This window comes from Elusimicrobium sp. (assembly GCA_015062115.1).
Lineage (GTDB): Bacteria > Elusimicrobiota > Elusimicrobia > Elusimicrobiales > Elusimicrobiaceae > Avelusimicrobium.
Genome location: SUVG01000005.1, coordinates 111,383 through 128,549, shown reverse-complemented (window position 1 = coordinate 128,549; position 17,167 = coordinate 111,383). Strand labels below are relative to the sequence as shown.

The window sequence follows — 17,167 nt, the reverse complement described above, 5'->3', positions numbered from 1 at the left end:
ATTAATCCCTCGTAAGTAATTTATCCCCGATTTGTATTTCGTTGGGAGCGGACTCATCAAGCGCCCAGCGAATACGGCGTACGCCTTCCACAATGGAGGCTTTATCCGCACAATAACTGATGCGCAAGTACCCATCGGCTCCAAACGCCTTTCCGGGCACAACGGCCACCAATGCTTTTTCCAACAAGTACTGCGCGAGTGCTTCGGAATCGGCATTGTAATGGCTAAAATCTGCGAAAGAATAAAAAGTCCCCGCCGGTTTTTCCACTTTTACATGCGGAATTTTAGCAAGTTCCGCCAAAAGGGCGTTGCGGTTATCTTCCAATATCCTTCGTAAATCCAAAATGCAAGCCTGGTCGCCCAAGAGGGCTGCCGCGGCGGCAACTTCGGATAAATCGCTATTGCAGGACGTGCTTTGCGCCTGCATACGGCCCATGGCCGCTATCAGTTCCGTATGGGCCGAGACAGCCCACCCGATACGCAGACCGGTAAGTCCGTATAATTTGGAAACTCCGTTTATGATGACCAAATTTTTCCCCTCATGCGCGTAAGCACACGGATTGGGAACGGTGTTTCCTTCAAAAACGAGTTGGTGGTAGATATCGTCCATTACCAAGAAAATATTATTTTTCTCAGCGTATTCCACCACCGCCTTAATGGTGCTTTCCGGGTAAATCTGCCCGGAAGGATTGCAGGGACTGTTTAATAAAATAGCCTTGGTTTTAGGCGTTATAGCATCTAAAATTTCTTCGGCCGTAGCCAACAAACCGCTTGCCGGACGGACAATCACCGGGGTTCCTTCCGCCAAGCGAACCATTTCCGGATAACTTACCCAATAAGGAGCGGCAAAAACCACTTCGTCTCCCGGGTTCACAACCGCCAACAAAAAATTAAAAAGGGCTTGCTTCGCTCCCGCCGATACCAATACCTGGGCCGGCTCAAAGCGGCGACCGTATTGTTTTTCGGTATAAGCCAAAACGGCTTGTTTCAATTCGGGCGTACCGGAAGAAGGCGAGTATTTGATTTTACGGCTCTGTGCTTTTTGGATAATGGCATCTACAGCCGCTTGCGGAGCCGGATAGGTGGGTTCTCCCCCTCCCAAATGAATAACAGGTTGCCCGGCTGCTTTTAACGCACGAGCCTTGGCATTGATTTTAAGAGTAGGCGAATCACCGATTCGTTCGGCGCGGTTACTAAGTGAAATAGACATTTTTTCCCTCTACGCTCATTGTAACATTTAATTTATGAAAAATGAAGAGGAACACAAAAAAATATCCCCGCTGAAGCGGGGATATTTTATCAAAGAAGTCTGTTTTATTTTTTCTCGGGAGTAGCGGGCGTTTCAATCCGATCTTGTACCTGTTCGGTAAATGTCAGGTGATCGCGGTGAATAAAGCCGGACAAAGTAGGCACTTCTTTACGGATAAAATATTCCGGAACAAGTTGCCATTTGCCGTCCACCTTACGCAAGCGTTTAACTGTTTTAATCGGGTAGAAATCCGGCGTGAATAACGAGAGGTACGCTCCAAGCCCGCCACCCGTTAAATACTGAGGGAGATTCCAACCGGGCAAACGGCTGTGCGGATAAATGGTAGCCTTCAAATGCGGCACTTTCAACACGGCCACTTCGGCTTGTTCCACGCTGAGCAAGTCGCGTGTAGGATCCAACCCGTCACCCACCATGGTGCTGGCGCGCAATTTATCCACTTCGGGTTTTTTAATATCCTTCACATACGGCACGCTGGCCAATGTTACCACGCGCGGCGTAAGGCTGGGGAAATCGAAAGTTACCACCGGAACATGCTCGTGCGTAACCAGTTCAAAACGGTTTACTAAAGAGGTGCCGTCATACCCGGCTTCCACACGGCCCATATAACCGCCGTCCCCGAACGAGGCTTGGCACACACCGCCGACTTTATCAAAATTATTCACGCGAACCTGCAAACTTTCCGGTTTTTCCCCTTCCGGTTCAGCCAGCATATCTCCCCCTTGCGGGGCGGAAGACAGAAAACCGCCGAAGGTTTTTCTGTATTGGGCGGCCATAATATCGCCGAATTGGGAAAGAGTTAAGTATTTATCGCGGTTTCCCAACACAAAGAAATCTTGCACGCGTTCCAACCAACTGCGGGGAGCGACATTTTCCTGAGCGATATATTCTTGCGCGGCCAAGTTGCGGCGTTCGTTTTCCCACGATACCCATTTTTTGCTGTTCAAGTAAAACTCGGGCATACGGCCTTCCTTAAAGAAGGCGGTGGGACGCGTTTGCGTAAAATATTCACGCAGGCTGACCGTTTTGCCGTTTGTAAGATTGACGGGTTTTTGCCAAAGTTCGTTGATTTTGGCGCGATTCATATTGTAGCCGGAGTTTTGAATTTCCGTTACCAACTCTTTCCAGTTTCGGCGCAAGGCGGCAGCCATAGCAGGATCATTAGGATAACGGAAACCCTGCTCAAAAGAATAATCTTCCATGGCAATAGCCAAATCTTTCAGTTCCGCATAGTGCAGGAAAGCGGAGCCTTCTTCTTCGGCTAATTCCACAAAGCGTTTCACATTTTCGTTAAATTTGTTTTTGTAATATCCGGCAGGCAAACGAACCGTTCCTTCAATCAAGCGCGCATCGTACATAAAGTCCGGCAGGCGGCCTTGAGTTTTAAGCGGTTCCAAAATCAAGCGCTCGGCTTCTTCCAACGGCATATAATAGAGGTATTCCATCAAGTTATTGGCTTTAGCCGCACTCATACCGCTGATGGCTTCGATTTGGTCGCGCGGGCGGAAGTAGCCGTTTTTGAAGTATTCCAACCAGTTGCTGATGATGTATTCTTCGTCCTGTAAACCGGAAGGATAACGATGCGAAACCGCCCCGCGGGAAGGTTTGCGTTCCAACACGGGTACCACCGGGGAATAATCGCCTTCCACTACCGGGGTTTCTTCCACGGCAGGGGCTTTTCTTTCCACTAATCCTTCTTGGGGTTTTAAGGACAAATCGATAGAAGGCAAATCTAAGGTAAGCCCGCTAAAGGGGTTTACTTCGTCGGGGATAGCACCTTTCTGGGTAGCAGATACCTCGGCAGGCTTTTCGGCAACCACCGCCGCTACTACCGAGGCGCGGGCTTGTTTTACATAGTTCAAATAAGTTTCCGTCGCTTCGGGCGTAAATTGAGCGTGAATTGCCGTCATGGGGCTGGTGTTAGCAAGCAAAGAAGCAAAAATTTCTTCATCGCCCGGGTTTACTTTTCCCGCGCGGGCCGCTAATTCCCCGGCCGCTTTGTTTTCGCCTATGGCCAACAGCGCCCGATGCACCGATTGAAAAGCCACCGGCTCCAATACCGTTTGGGCGGCTGCCTTGTAAAAAGACAAAAGGAGATTCACATCTTGCGCGTTGCCAAAAGCCCCCAAAGCACTCACATCGGCAAAGGCTTGCAAAGCAGACGGCCCATACAATTCTTTCCCCGTCTTGATGGCTTGTTCCAATTCAGCAACGGAAGTATAAGAAACAAGGTGTGAAAAAGCATTGGTGTTAATGATTAACCCGCGGCGGAACAAATGCAAGGCCAGTTGGCTTTGTTCTACGGAAACCGATACCTTTTGTACCCCGGTCAGTGTTAAAAATTCATGGCGAAGCAACGAAACCATTTCGTTGGAAGGAGCCGAAAAAATAGAAGCAACCAAACGCGGAGAACCGGCCTTTATGGCCGTTAAACGCCGAATTTCCGCCGGAGAAAACGGAGTGGCAAAAGCCGCTTTGGAAGCCGCCAACACACGCTGGTGCAGTTGGGCAACTTGCGTTTGGGCCACTTTCCCTGCCATGCCGGGAGCATGCATGTAAGAACTTAAGGCTTTTTCCAAGCCTTCCCCCGTCAGGCCTTTAACCACCTGCCCAGCCCCTTTAATGGGTTGGGCCTGCGCCGGAAGTACTACCGACAACAACAATAAAAAGAAAAGAAAATTTTTATTCATAGACACAAAACTCCTTCCTTTTATTATTTAATAATTCTCCTTTTTTAACAAGGGCCTTTGGGCCTACTTATCAAGGTGCCAATGGGCCTATTTGTTAATTATCTTTTTCCAAACCGGCCAGTTTATCGGCAAGCGGGTAGAGGGCTTCTTCGCGCACGAACTCAATGCGCCCGTCGTCCACCGCGGCGGCTACGGACGGATTAAGCGGCAAACGCACCACCGGGGAAAGGTTAAAATTCTTGCCCATTTCTTCGGCTTTGCTTTTACCGAATAAAGGCAGTTCCTTCCCGCACTCCGTGCATTTAAGGTAACTCATGTTTTCCACAAGCCCCAAAACGGGCACATTCATCATTTGAGCCATTTTGACGGCTTTACCTACAATCATTTGCACCAAATCTTGCGGGGTGGAAACAATTACAATCCCGTCAATGGGTAACGATTGAAAGACCGTCAATGTAACATCACCCGTACCGGGGGGCATATCAATAAACAAATAATCTACATCTTTCCAAATAACATCTGTCCAAAACTGTTTGACCGTTCCCGTGATTAACGCTCCGCGCCAAATGACGGGGTCCGTTTCATTTTCTAACAGCAGATTAAGCGACATTACTTGCACGCCTTGCTGACTGGAAACAGGGTAAATACCGTCCTGGTCGCCGCCGGCCCGTTCGCGGATACCAAACATTTTGGGAACGGAAGGGCCTGTGATATCGGCATCTAATACCCCGCAGGAAAAACCGCGGCGGGTCATTTCGCTGGCCAAAAGGCCCGTCACCAAACTTTTACCGACGCCCCCTTTCCCGCTTACTACACCGATTACATGTTTAATACGGCTTAACAAATGCGGTTTGTCTTTGGGCATTTCTCCCGGTTTACGGCTGGAACAATTGGCACTGCAAGAACTGCAATCATGGGAACAATTTTCGCTCATAAAAATAAAACTCCTAATCTATTAAATTCAAATTTTCATCGGTAAGACCCACTAAAGAAAAAGTATTTTTTCCTATTTTCTTTAGAGCGGCATAACGGGCATTTTCGTACTTTTGTGCGTGTCCTTCCTGAAAAAAGTATTGGTGCGGAATACGATAACGCCCTTGTTCAAATTTTACTAAAAACTTTTCGCCGGCAGTTTCTTTTTGTTGCAAAATATTTCTTTCGTTCAAATAGAGAACCGCGTCTTTTTTATCACTTGGCCCTTCAAAAGCATACCCCACTTCCATATAGTCGCCAAACAGAAGCGCACGAGGATCAACAGGCGCCATTTCCGCATACACCATGGGAGATTTTTCTCTTACCCAAAAAGTATGATACGCTTGTCCCGCCAAAAGGGCTATCATACATAGCGTTACAAAAAAGAAAATTTTACCGCGCATATTTCCTCCGCATATAAGCATAAAGGGCCAACACCACCAACCCGCTCCCGACTAAACAACCCGACTTATACAGCAGTGTTCCGGATAGACTAAAATACAAAAACCAAAGACCTGCGCAAAACGCAGCCATTCCCAACCATTCCGCAATTTTTTCACGCAATAAATACCCCGCCACGCAAACAACAATTCCCAAGAAAGAAAGGGCGTTTAGACAACAAGCCAATACCGCCGTCAAAAGACAAAGCAATAGTTTTTCCACAAATTTAACAGGCAAACGGGAAATGCCAAAAGCCACACTTCCGGCCGCCAACACCCGTACAAGGCCGTGCCATATTTCGCCGGGCATTCCCGGAATACAATTACTCAAACCTATCCCCAATAAAGCATACGCCAAGGGACGCAAAACAACTTTACGGGTAGCAAAAAACCAACCGGACGCCGACACCAAAACCAACGAAATAAACCCAAAGTAAGAGTTGGACACAAGCCGTTCTTCATGCAAAACTTCTGTCCAAACAAACAACGATATGGCCGAAAAAATAAAGCGGTCCAATTTATGGGTAAAGAAAGGATAACTGATTGCCGCTACAGCCGTTACACACAAAGCCTCGACAACCGGATTGGATATATTTTCCGTCAACAATATCAGTATAACCGCACGACCGCCTATGCTTAAAATCAGTCCCAAATACTCCACAAATACATAGGCGATATCGCCATGTTGTTTCCCCAACCTCAACAACCAGTAACCAAAACCCGTCCAACAGAGGCCCCATAGCAACATAGAATCCATTCCCCCTATCAGCCAGGTTCCCAACACACATACAGCTGAAGATAAAAAAGCCCCTACAAACAAAATAATTTGTATCCCGATATGTACACTTAACGAACGACTGTGCAGAAGGGCCTTTGCCTCTTCTTTCTTTTCGGCGGGAACTTGGTTTAATAATTCTTGTTCGGTCATTTCTTCCCCCTAATATATTGTACCCCTCTCCAAGCTGCCAATCCGGCCCAAGCAAAGATAAAAGCCGAGGCATATCCGTAAGATAAAATGTGGTCAAAGGTCATTTTTTTGAACAATTCCACATTCAAAAATATCGTTAACACAAGTACACTGGTACATAAAAGAGAAGCAGACTTAAGCATTTTAAGCGAAAGAACAATCCCAAGTAAAGCCAGTAGCGGCATTACCCAAAATTTAATCGTATTATACGCCTCAAACAGAAGGAAAGAATGAATTAATAAATAAGCAAAGAAGGGAATAAAAAACCAATTTCTAAAAGAGGCGGGCCACACCTTTTTGTATATCATCATTTCGCAAACGGCCCACGCAGCCAAACCACACCCTACCATGCCGTAAAATTCAGCCGCCAGCGAATATTTTGTTTCCAAATAAACAGCGAAAGCATAAAACGCCATCAGCCACAACCAGCGTACTTGGCTGATAAGAGCCAACACCGCTAAAATAATTGTCCAAGAAGAAAAAAGTTCATAAACAAAAGCACCTGTTTGGAACTCTTGTCCGTATCCCGCCATAAAGGTACCGGCAAATACCCCGGTTGCCACACAAAAAGCCGCCCCTACGGGGGTCTCGGGGCGAAACTTCCACCCCCCTAATGCACAGAGAAACATTCCCAATAACGGAAGACCCAACCTCAGGGACACCCCTATCTCTTTCCAGTTGTATGCAAAAAAACAAACGATCCCCGCTAAAAAGAGGCCGCTTCCCACCCCTAACAGGCGGCGAAGGGCCCAATCCTTTGGATTTTCCCGCGGAAGAACAGACAAAGCGCGTTCGTAATCGGGTTTACTTATAAAACCATGCTCTAAAAAATTATCCAATACTTTTTTGTTTATCATATACCCGATTATACCAAAATCTATTCCGCGCCTTATCACTCATAAGGGCCGCCTCAAAAAATTCTTTTACAAAACTCTTTCGTAAAATCATCTTTTTTGCTACTATATCGCAAGAGGTTCTTATGCGAAAATATATTCCCACTTTAGTGCTTGTGCTGTTACTGATCGGTTGGGCTTTGTTTTTAGACCACGCCAGTGACTTTTTTATTTTTCAGCCGAACCGCCAAGTTTATAATTTGAAACCGTCTTTTCAGGAAATTTCTTTTCCGGCCCGTAACGGCGAAAAACTCTATGCCCTGTACCTGTCCGCTAAAGAAAACAAACCGACGGTGCTGTTTCTTCACGGCCAAAAACACAACGCCTATGATTTTCAGGACTTCGCACTGGACTTAAACAAAGAAGGCTATGGGGTTTTAATGCCCGATTACCGCGGTTTTGGTAAAAGTAAAGGAAGACCCAGCGAAAAAAATATGAAAGACGATGCCGCGGCTTCGTTTTCTTATATGATGACGGACTTAAAACTTTTACCGAAACAAATTGTCCTGTGGGGGTTTTCGTTAGGGGCTACCCCAGCCTTACATGTAGCCGCGCAATTTTCCAAACTTCCCATCAAATCGCTTATCTTGCAAAGTCCGTTTACCAACATGACGGAAATGGGTTACTACGTATTGGCCCGTAAGCACGACCACAATTCCCCCGGCCGTAAGATTATCGTTCTCTTTCTCAAACCGTTGCTTTGGAACAAAACTTTTGACAATGTAAGTTTAATCCAAAAAGTACGCGCACCTATTTTGGTAGGCTATTCCCAACAAGATGCCACTATTCCTTGGACTATGAGTCGCGATTTAGCCGCCAAAGCCCCTTTGGGAACGGCAAAGTTTATGTCGCTTACGGGTGTGCACCACAGTTTTGATTGGCTTATCCCCTCGGCTCATATTTTTATCGAGTCCTTAAATACGCCGCAGGAAACGCAACCGCAAACACAAAACCCCGCCTGACCATCCTGCGACAGCAAGCAAAAAAGTTTGATATAATATGTATAGGCGTTTAGTGGTTCGCCACTCGGCCCGAGCGCAATTTGGAGAGGTGTGTGAGTGGTTGAAACAGCAGGTCTCGAAAACCTGTAAACCGCAAGGTTTCGAGGGTTCAAATCCCTCCCTCTCCGTTGAATTTAAAGGCTCCCGCGAGGGGGCCTTTTTATTTTAACGGTTGGAGCCATACAAACTGCTTTGTGTGGCGTAGGGATTTGAAAGGCGGAGCGTTGTACGAGTTTTGCCGTTAGGCAAAGGCGAGTACCGCGAGCCCGGCCTGCAGGAAAATTCCGTCAGGAATTTTACCGGAAGGCAAATCCCTCCCTCTCCGTTGAATTTAACCCCGCTTACAGCGGGGTTTTTAATTTTACTTTTGTTCTTTGGCTACTAACTTGTAGTGCAAAAACGCCGGTAAGTGGCTTAAAAACCACAGGCTGACAAACAACTCTTCCCATTCTTTTTCGGCTGTATTTTCAAAAATGCTTAAAGAAGAACTTAATGTTTCACAACAAAAACATATTTTCCCTTCCGAAAAGGCAAAAAACGAATCCGACACCGGGGCAAACTTCTCAGCAAAATCATAAATAGCGGTCATCACATCCGGCGTAAAAATTTTGCGTACCGCACGCTCTTGGTCGCAAAATAAATCAAATTTCTCTTCAAAGGCCAACCATTCCAATTTCACGCGTTGCAAACCGGCGAAACTTCCCTTCCACTTAGCGGATAGAGAATCCGAAACCAACAGCGTGGTGCCCGGATAGTTTTTTTCCATATCCATCATTACCAAGAAACCCGCTTTTTCTTTAGGTGACTTCTCGCTATTCTGCAAAGGGACAAAAAAACGAACAATTTGCACCGTTACACCGTTTTGTTTTCCTATCATACGATAGGATTGATGATTGGAAACCTCGCATAACCCTACCCGCCACGCCAGGTGCATTCCTTCCGGGAAATGAATATCATCTTTAACCAGTTGAAGGCCCAAATACTCGGTAATTTTTTGCCAAGAAAAATCGGTTATATCCTTCCCCATTTTGGACGACTTAAAAAGTAAAAAGACTATTACAAAAACACAAGGAAGCCCTACATTCTTTAACAATTCTTTTCCATCAAAAAAAGCAAAACTCACCCACCCCAACCCCATGATGATAAAGAGGAGAATACAAATCATATTCCAATCTAGCGGCTGATATATTTTTTTCATCTCCGGCTGTAGGGTGGTGTGGATATGGGTTTTGAAATCTTGGTAGTCTTTTTCAAATTGATTTTTTAATTCGTCCATGTCTTTATGTCCCTCTCGGTATTCTTTCATTATCATACTATTTTTTACAATTTGCTAAAATATAAATAATGGCAAAACTTAAAACAATTTTTTTTGGAACCCCCGATATTTCCGTTCCCTATTTAGAACTTACCCACCAATTAACCGATATCCAATTGGTGGTTACCCAGGCCGATAAACCGCGCGGACGCGGCATGGAAATATCCCCCTGCCCCGTTAAAAAACGTGCGTTGGAATTGGGCCTTTCTGTTTTGTCTCCCGAAAAATTAAAAGACAGTTTTGACCAAATTTCCGCCGTTCCTTTTGATTTAGGAATTGTGGTGGCTTACGGAAAAATTTTCCGCCCTAACTTTTTGGCTCTTCCTAAATTGGGACTAATCAATGTGCACTTTTCGTTGTTACCGCATTTGCGCGGCGCCGCCCCCGTGCAGCAGGCTCTTATCCAAGGTTATACCCAAACGGGGGTTTCTACTTTTTGGATTTGTGAAGGCATGGACGACGGCCCGTTGTTCTTGCAAAAAGAAACCGCCATTGAACCGCAAGATAATGCCAAAACCCTTTTTGAAAAGTTAATTCCTTTGGGAGTTGATGCCTTACGCGAAACCATTACCCGCGCCGAAAACGGCGATTTACCGCGTGTTCCCCAAACAGGCGAACCCACTTTAGCGCCGATGATATCCAAGGAGGAGGCCGTTTTGCGCCCGGCGGAATTAACCGCTACGCAACTGCACAATAAAGTGCGCGGCCTTGCCTGCGGCCCTAAACCGAAAATTCCGTTTACCAAAAACGGAAAAAACGATTTGTTACAGTTAATTTCCACCCAACTCTCTGCGGGAAACACCGCCTCTTCGGCTTTGCCCGGAACGGTGCTTAACATTGAACGCGGAAATGGAATTTTAGTAAAATGTAAAGAAGGAAGCCTGTGGTTAAAAGAAGTACAGCCCGCAGGCAAAAAGCCCATGCCTGCAGAAGCCTTTGCAAACGGGTACGGAGTGAAATCTAACGACGGAGCATTCGTAGAATAATGCCTACTGATAACCAACAAAATTTTGATGATTTCTTAAACAAGCCCAAAAAATCCGGCCGCACCAAATGGATTGTTGCCGGGGTGATTGCGGCTTTTTTTGCGGCTCTTATTTTTGTGTCCATTGATTGGGTGTTCGGTGCGCTCGTACATACCCGCAAAGAAGTTACCGTCCCCGACATTACCAAAAAACCCATTACCCAAGCCTTGGATATGTTGGCCGCCCAAAACTTGGCCCTTAAACAAGCAGGTATCGAATACGCCCAAGATGTTCCCCCCGGTTCCGTACTTCGCCAAATTCCTTCCGCCGGTTCCACCGTGCGCGAAGGACGCGTAATTCGCGTGTGGATCAGCCAAGGGGACGAAATGGTATTTGTTCCCAACACGGTAGGTACCGATTTGCGCGCCGCGCAGTTGGCCGTTCGCCAAGCGGGTCTTCTCGTGGACAAAGTAGAAAATGCCTATTCCCTTACTTACGAAAAAGGCTTAATCGTGGCGCAAACCCCCAAAGCCGACAGCATGGTTCAAAAGGGAGAAAAAGTATCTTTAACTCTTTCCAACGGGGCCCCGCCGTCCAGTGTAGTATTGGTACCTAACTTTAAGAGCAAAAAATTAGCAGTTGCCACCTTGTGGGCCAGTTCCCAAAATATCAATTTAATTATTCGGGAAGATAAAGATTCCGTCTTCCCCAACGGCACTATTGCCGAACAACGCCCTGCGGCCGATACACAAATCGCCCCCGGAACCAATGTGGAAGTGATTGTCAGCCGCCGCGAAGTTGCCGATAACGAAAAAACCTATCATTTGCACTACGAAATGCCCCAAGGCAAAAACGCCAGCCGCGTGCGCGTAGTGCTGGAAGATGAAACCGGTGAAAATGAAATTTTGAACGAAACCAAGCAACCCGGCTCCAAAATTGACCTGGAAATTCCTTATTCCGGCAAAGCCACGGTGCGTGTGTTTACAGACGGTATTTTAGTCCGCGAGCGGGAGGTTTTGTGATACCCCCTTCCAAAATGCCCCCTGTAAATGGTAAAATATCTATTGCGCCTTCCATATTGTCTGCGGACTTGTTCCGTTTAGGTGAAGAAGTAAAGCGTGTGGAAGACGCGGGTGCAGATTGGTTGCATGTGGACATTATGGACGGGCATTTTGTACCGAATTTAAGTTTCGGCCCGTCGTTAGTAAGTTCTTTGAACGGAAAAACAAGTTTACCTTTAGATGTACACTTAATGGTGGAAAAACCGCTTCTTTTTATTGAGCCTTTTGCCAAAGCGGGTGCGGATTTATTAACCGTACACATAGAAGCAAAAGACGATTTGGCCGAATCTTTTAAGAAAATTAAAAGTTTAGGTGTAAAAGCGGGTCTTTCCATTAAACCCGATACCGACCCGGAACTGATTACCCCGTGGTTGGGTAAGTTAGATTTAATACTTGTGATGAGCGTATATCCCGGATTTGGCGGACAGGCCTTTTTGCCTTCATCCCCCGAACAAATCCGCCGGGTACGCGAAATTATAAACCGTTCCGGCAAAGCAATTTGGCTGGAAGTGGACGGCGGCATTAACGCCCAAACGGCTCCGTTAGCCATTGGCGCGGGAGCAGATGCGTTAGTCGCCGGAAATGCAATTTTCAAAGCCGCGGACCCTGTATTGGCCCTCAAGCAAATCAGACAGGCGGCCCCGGACATTTAATTATCAGTCTTTTGCAACAAGCAAAAGCATAATAAGGAGAGTCATAAATGGCAGTAGTTATCAGATTACAGAGAGTCGGCAAAAAAAGCCTTCCGCAGTACAGAGTTGTAGCGATTGAAAAATCTTGCGCGGTAGGCAACGCAGCCAAAGAAGTTTTGGGTATCTATCACCCCTGCAACCCCAATGCCGCCGAACAAGTTAAACTCGACATGCCCAGAGTGGAATATTGGATGAAAGTGGGTGCCAAACCCTCTGAAACCGTAGCCAGTTTGATCAAAAAAGCCAGCGCTAAATAAACGCGGCAAGGCACGTTATGAAAGAACTTGCAACGCTGCTTTTGAAATCGCTTTCTTCTACCCCGGATAATGTGGTTGTGGAAGAAAGGATTGAGCAGAACAAAGTTTACCTGTCCACCAAAGTGGACACCGCTGATAAAGGTAAAATCATTGGCAAAGACGGATGCATCATCAAGGCAGTTCGCACGGTGTTAAATGCAGCCGCCGCCAAGCAAGACAAAAAAGTTACCCTAAAGTTGGAAGACTAATGAAAATAGACGTTATCACCGCGTTTGAAGAAATGGTTGAAAGCACGCTTTCCCACAGCATTGTCGGGCGCGCGCGCAAAGCGGGGATAATTAAGTTGGCAACGCTGAGCCCTCGGCAGTTTACCGAGGATAAGCACAAAACCATCGACGACCGCCCTTACGGCGGCGGGCCCGGAATGTTAATGAAAGCCGAGCCGCTGTACCAGGCGATTAACAAGTTACGCAAAAAAACTTCGTTCGTCATTTTAACCAGCCCGCGCGGGCAGACTTTTAACCAGGAACTGGCAAAAAAGTTAGCCAAAAAGCGCCACCTCATTTTTGTGTGCGGGCATTATGAAGGAATTGACGCACGGATTTATCCCGAGGTGGATTTGGAAGTTTCTTTAGGCAACTTCATTTTAACAGGCGGAGAACTCGCCGCTTGCACTATGATAGATGCCATTACCAGACTTCAAAAAGGAACTTTTAAGAAAGAAGGCGTAACGAGTTCGGAGTCGTTTGAGGATAATTTGCTGGAAGCCCCGCAATATACACGCCCGGAAGTATGGCGCGGCCGCAGGGTTCCGCAGGTGCTACTCAACGGAAACCACAAAGAAATAGAAGCGTGGAAACGCGAACAATCTTTACAATTAACCAAACAGTTAAGACCCGATTTGCTTGAAACCGCCTCTCTAAAGCCAAAAAAGGTCCAAAAGAAAACGATTCGGAGGAAGTAAGTTTTATGAATATCAACGATATTAAACACAATCTCAAAACCAATATCCCGACTTTCAAAGCCGGTGATACGGTAAGAGTAAAAGTAAAAGTTGTCGAAGGTGACAACGAAAGAATCCAAGCCTTTGACGGCGTAGTAATCGCCCGCAGAGGTTCCGGCATCAGCGAAACGTTCACCGTTCGCAAAATTTCGTTCGGCGTCGGTGTGGAACGCATTTTCCCGCTCCACTCCCCCCGCGTGGACAGCATTGAAGTCCTCAAGATCGGCAAAGTAAGAAGAGCCAAACTCAACTACTTAACCAAACTCTCCGGTAAAGCCGCCCGCTTGCAGGAAATCAAAAAACCCGTAGCCAAAACCGCTGAAACCGCGGCCCCGGCTGTGGAAGAGGCGAAATAGTTATCATTTGATAACGAACTCCGATTCAAAACCCCGCGGTTACTAGTCCCGCGGGGTTTTGTTTTACCCTTTTGAGGGGCCCAAACAGGGCCTAGGTCTTTTGTCCCTTGTTTTTCTGCCTCCATTATTAGTATGCTAACTATATGAGAAAACTGGTTTTCTTCCTGTGTGGTGTGATTCTTTTTACCTCGGCGGTGCTCCAGCCTGTACAAGCCGTAGCCGGCAAGTTGCCCAAAGGCAGACATTTTCTTAAAAAAGCCTCCAAAGCCGCCCGAATTCCTAAAATATCTCAAATACAAGTTTTGGTTCCGCCTTCCGTTGCTTTGTTAGGAACCGCCGCTATAACAGCCCCCATAACTTTGCCGCAAACCAACTTAAAACCGGTTTCCTTACCGCAAACGCCTCAATACCAAGAAACTTTTGCCCGTGTTAAAAAAGCCAAAAATAAAAAACTGCGTATTACTTTTAACAAATACGAAAAAATCCAATCTATCTTAGAAGATGAACATGATGTGCTGGGGGCTCTTAAAAAAGTATGGAACTTGCAAGACCAATACGGCCGCCACGACTTTTTTGAAATTTTTGCCTTGGCCTATTATCATCAACATTTTAGAGTTCTTACCCCTCACTTACGCCAATTATTCGAAACCGTATCCAAGGCCAACAACCGCGATTTGGAATATGCCCTCATCAAGCGTATGCGTTTTCTTTCCATGAACCGCGATAATTTCCGTGCCGTGTTTGCCCCCAATATCCCCAAGGTAGGCATGAGAATGCGTTACCTGCGCGATGTGAAATACTTAGCGCCGGACAACTTTTCCCCCAACGATTTGGTTTTTTCCTTTGAACGAAAAATGGACCCGGGCCAAGCAGAAAATGCTGTTATCCGCCATGTAAATGTACAGAGCCAATTCCCGGCCGGGCAAAAGACCTACCCCGTATATCGCTATGACGGGCCGGCCGATTTGTTGCCCAACTTATACCGCTACCTGTTAAACGGAAAGAAATTACGCTCTCCCTTACTGATGGTTTTTGACGACAAATTGGGAGCACTTGCTATATACAATCAAGACCGCTCCATTTGGTTGCGTGTAACCGCACACGAATATTCCAATTTGGAAAAACTGCATATTCACCTCAACGAAACCCGCACCGCTACCATTACCACCATTATGGGCTTAGAAGCGGAAGAAACGGTGCATTTCAACCTGTCTATTCCCATGGAACTACCGCAAGATTTTCCTTACCAACTTTCAGAAGAGGATCAAAAAAAGTGGCTCTATCATAAATTTTTGGAACACCCGGTAAAACACTTCCAGGGGGACGACCATGTCACCATTTTGTACCGTTCCATTTTCTAACGGTTTAAGGCTGTTTGCCGACTGAAATTATTGGTATAATAAATTATCATGAAGAACGAACTTATACAGTTTGATAAAAAAGAAGCCCTGCGCTTGGAAACCAGTTTTTTGCTGGGAATAGATGAAGCCGGGCGCGGGCCGCTGGCGGGCCCGGTGGTGGCGGCAGCATGCTTTATTCCCCCGTCTTTAGCAACCCTTTTTGAAGATGTAAATGACAGCAAAAAATTAACCGAAAAAAAACGCGAAGCCCTTTTTGAACGCCTCACCAATTCGGGTATTCTGTACGGAATCGGCTTTGCTTCTGCGGCAGAAATTGACCGCTTAAATATCTTGCAGGCCACTTTTTTGGCAATGCGCCGAGCGGCTTACAAATTTTTGAATATGCCCGGAGCAGTGGCCTTGATTGACGGGCCGCACCCCGCCGCCGGCCTTACCCTAAAACAATGTCCCGTTGTGGACGGAGATGCCAAATCCCTTTCTATTGCCGCCGCCAGCATTATTGCCAAAGTAACGCGCGACCGTTATATGAACCTCTTAGATTCCCTGTACCCCGGTTATGGATTTGCCGGACACAAAGGATACGGCACCGCCAAACACTTAAAAGCATTAACGGAATTGGGCCCCTGTCAAGAACACCGCCGTTCTTTCGGCCCGGTGGCGCGCTTACTGACTCCTTTATTTTTACCATGAAAACAACCCAAATCGGCCGAGAAGCCGAAACTCAAGCCGCCGCTTATTTATCCCAAAAAGGATACACGCTCCGTGCACGCAACTTTTCCACTCCCGAAGGGGAAATCGATTTAATTTGCCAAGATAAACAAACGCTTGTGTTTGTGGAAGTAAAAGCCCGCGCTTACGAGGCGTTTGGAGGCCCTTTGGCGGCTGTTACCCCCGCCAAACAAAAGCGTATCATGCGCGCCGCGGTGCAATATGTCAAAGCAAGCGGCTCTAAATTTGATAGTATAAGATTTGATGTTGTATGCGTCCTGCCCGGAAAAACGGAACACATCGTAAATGCTTTCGTACCGCAACGGACGACTTTGTAACTTAAAAACCCATGGAGAAAAGTTATGACCCAACTGCAACAAGTAAAAAAAGCCGCCGCATATATCCTTAAAAAGACTAAAAATTTCAAACCCGAAATTGCCCTCATCACAGGCTCCGGTTTGGCGGGCTCTATTCCTCCCCTGGAAAAAGAAATCAAAATTCCCTATAGTTCTATTCCCGGTTTCTTGCAAAGCACTGTCCCCGGGCATACCGGCAACTTAATCTTTGGGGTTTACAAAGGCCGCAACATTGTTGTGATGCAAGGCCGCTTTCACTATTACGAAGGCCACCCGATGAAAGATTTGGCCATTTCTATCCGCACCTTAAAACTTTTGGGCGTAGAAAAACTGATTGTTTCCGCCGCCGTCGGTTCCTTGGATATGAAATTAAAACCCGGCTCCGTGTGTGTATTAAAAGACCACATTAACTTCCTGGGTTCCAACCCGTTAATCGGCAACCACGAACCGGCCTTCGGCCCCATGTTCTACGATTTGTCCGAAGCGTACGATAAAACCATGCGCAAATACGCTTTGGCTGCGGCTAAAAAAGCCGGTGCCGTAGCGGGCGAAGGGGTTTATTTGGCCACCACCGGCCCGAACTTCGAAACCCCGGCCGAAATTAAAATGTTCAAAAAATGGGGTGCCACGGTAGTAGGTATGTCCGTCGTACCGGAAGTGCTGGTAGCCCGCCATTGCGGCATTTTGGTTTTGGGCCTTGCCTGGGTAACCAACATGGGTTGCGGCATTGCCAAAGAACCGCTTTCTCACGAACAAACCGTGCGCGAAAGCAAAAAGATTGAAGGCAAATTCAAAAAGATGCTGGAAACCTTGTTTGTAAAAATCTAAAAATAATATGTCCCGCGCGGGAATAAAACCGCGCG

19 protein-coding genes and 1 tRNA gene are annotated in these 17,167 nt (G+C 46.6%); 13 read left to right on the top strand and 7 right to left on the bottom strand.

All coding sequences use genetic code 11. The annotated features are described in order from the left end of the window. Nucleotide 1: 1 nt before the first annotated feature. The 6 genes from E7027_05075 to E7027_05050 all read right to left on the bottom strand — a co-directional run bounded on the left by E7027_05075 (nucleotide 2) and on the right by E7027_05050 (nucleotide 7,193). Complete coding sequence (locus tag E7027_05075; GenBank protein ID MBE6421484.1) at nucleotides 2–1,210, bottom strand: pyridoxal phosphate-dependent aminotransferase; 1,209 nt, start codon at nucleotides 1,208–1,210, stop codon at nucleotides 2–4. 104 nt (nucleotides 1,211–1,314) lie between these two features. Further along, nucleotides 1,315–3,957, bottom strand: coding sequence for a hypothetical protein (locus tag E7027_05070; protein MBE6421483.1), 2,643 nt, complete (start codon nucleotides 3,955–3,957; stop codon nucleotides 1,315–1,317). A gap of 94 nt (nucleotides 3,958–4,051) precedes the next feature. Beyond that, nucleotides 4,052–4,891 carry an Mrp/NBP35 family ATP-binding protein gene (locus E7027_05065; GenBank protein ID MBE6421482.1) on the bottom strand — a complete coding sequence of 280 codons (840 nt, stop codon included), beginning with the start codon at nucleotides 4,889–4,891 and terminating at the stop codon, nucleotides 4,052–4,054. Between the two features lie 13 nt (nucleotides 4,892–4,904). Next, a complete protein-coding gene (locus tag E7027_05060) occupies nucleotides 4,905–5,354 on the bottom strand; it encodes a hypothetical protein (protein ID MBE6421481.1) in 450 nt (149 codons plus the stop codon). Beyond that, nucleotides 5,323–6,297: a DUF4401 domain-containing protein gene (locus tag E7027_05055; GenBank protein ID MBE6421480.1), complete on the bottom strand. Its 975-nt coding sequence runs from the start codon at nucleotides 6,295–6,297 to the stop codon at nucleotides 5,323–5,325. The genes E7027_05060 and E7027_05055 overlap by 32 nt, the downstream gene beginning before the upstream one ends. Beyond that, entirely contained in the window at nucleotides 6,294–7,193 is a 900-nt protein-coding gene (locus tag E7027_05050; GenBank protein ID MBE6421479.1) for a DUF2157 domain-containing protein, read from the bottom strand. The genes E7027_05055 and E7027_05050 overlap by 4 nt, the downstream gene beginning before the upstream one ends. 122 nt (nucleotides 7,194–7,315) lie before the next feature. Between E7027_05050 and E7027_05045 the strand changes: the two genes are divergently transcribed. Both E7027_05045 and E7027_05040 read left to right on the top strand, forming a co-directional pair. Next, nucleotides 7,316–8,191, top strand: a complete 876-nt coding sequence (locus E7027_05045; GenBank protein ID MBE6421478.1) for an alpha/beta hydrolase — start codon at nucleotides 7,316–7,318, stop codon at nucleotides 8,189–8,191. A gap of 82 nt (nucleotides 8,192–8,273) precedes the next feature. Continuing rightward, nucleotides 8,274–8,358 (top strand) — tRNA-Ser (locus tag E7027_05040). A 233-nt stretch (nucleotides 8,359–8,591) separates the two neighbouring features. Here the strand turns inward: E7027_05040 and E7027_05035 are convergent. Next, nucleotides 8,592–9,542, bottom strand: coding sequence for a DUF3137 domain-containing protein (locus tag E7027_05035; GenBank protein MBE6421477.1), 951 nt, complete (start codon nucleotides 9,540–9,542; stop codon nucleotides 8,592–8,594). Nucleotides 9,543–9,574: 32 nt separating this feature from the next. Here E7027_05035 and E7027_05030 point away from each other — a divergent pair, with 32 nt between their 5' ends. From E7027_05030 to E7027_04980, 11 genes are all read left to right on the top strand, one after another. Further along, entirely contained in the window at nucleotides 9,575–10,531 is a 957-nt protein-coding gene (locus tag E7027_05030; protein ID MBE6421476.1) for a methionyl-tRNA formyltransferase, read from the top strand. Then, the gene (locus E7027_05025; GenBank protein ID MBE6421475.1) at nucleotides 10,531–11,532 is read left to right on the top strand and encodes a PASTA domain-containing protein; all 1,002 of its coding nucleotides are present in this window, start codon (nucleotides 10,531–10,533) and stop codon (nucleotides 11,530–11,532) included. The genes E7027_05030 and E7027_05025 overlap by 1 nt, the downstream gene beginning before the upstream one ends. A 14-nt stretch (nucleotides 11,533–11,546) precedes the next feature. Beyond that, nucleotides 11,547–12,224 (top strand): ribulose-phosphate 3-epimerase, encoded by a 678-nt coding sequence (gene rpe / locus E7027_05020; GenBank protein ID MBE6421474.1) that lies wholly within the window; start codon nucleotides 11,547–11,549, stop codon nucleotides 12,222–12,224. 47 nt (nucleotides 12,225–12,271) lie between these two features. After that, a complete protein-coding gene (rpsP, locus tag E7027_05015) occupies nucleotides 12,272–12,520 on the top strand; it encodes a 30S ribosomal protein S16 (GenBank protein MBE6421473.1) in 249 nt (82 codons plus the stop codon). A gap of 17 nt (nucleotides 12,521–12,537) precedes the next feature. Then, entirely contained in the window at nucleotides 12,538–12,768 is a 231-nt protein-coding gene (locus E7027_05010; protein ID MBE6421472.1) for a KH domain-containing protein, read from the top strand. Next, entirely contained in the window at nucleotides 12,768–13,484 is a 717-nt protein-coding gene (trmD, locus tag E7027_05005; GenBank protein ID MBE6421471.1) for a tRNA (guanosine(37)-N1)-methyltransferase TrmD, read from the top strand. Before E7027_05010 ends, trmD begins: the two co-directional genes overlap by 1 nt. A gap of 5 nt (nucleotides 13,485–13,489) precedes the next feature. Then, complete coding sequence (gene rplS / locus E7027_05000; protein ID MBE6421470.1) at nucleotides 13,490–13,879, top strand: 50S ribosomal protein L19; 390 nt, start codon at nucleotides 13,490–13,492, stop codon at nucleotides 13,877–13,879. Nucleotides 13,880–14,022: 143 nt separating this feature from the next. Then, nucleotides 14,023–15,240, top strand: a complete 1,218-nt coding sequence (locus E7027_04995; protein MBE6421469.1) for a hypothetical protein — start codon at nucleotides 14,023–14,025, stop codon at nucleotides 15,238–15,240. Nucleotides 15,241–15,288: 48 nt separating this feature from the next. Then, nucleotides 15,289–15,930, top strand: a complete 642-nt coding sequence (locus E7027_04990) for a ribonuclease HII (protein ID MBE6421468.1) — start codon at nucleotides 15,289–15,291, stop codon at nucleotides 15,928–15,930. Then, nucleotides 15,927–16,286 carry a YraN family protein gene (locus E7027_04985; GenBank protein MBE6421467.1) on the top strand — a complete coding sequence of 120 codons (360 nt, stop codon included), beginning with the start codon at nucleotides 15,927–15,929 and terminating at the stop codon, nucleotides 16,284–16,286. Before E7027_04990 ends, E7027_04985 begins: the two co-directional genes overlap by 4 nt. A gap of 24 nt (nucleotides 16,287–16,310) precedes the next feature. Beyond that, nucleotides 16,311–17,132 carry a purine-nucleoside phosphorylase gene (locus E7027_04980; GenBank protein ID MBE6421466.1) on the top strand — a complete coding sequence of 274 codons (822 nt, stop codon included), beginning with the start codon at nucleotides 16,311–16,313 and terminating at the stop codon, nucleotides 17,130–17,132. The last annotated feature ends 35 nt before the right edge of the window (nucleotides 17,133–17,167 follow it).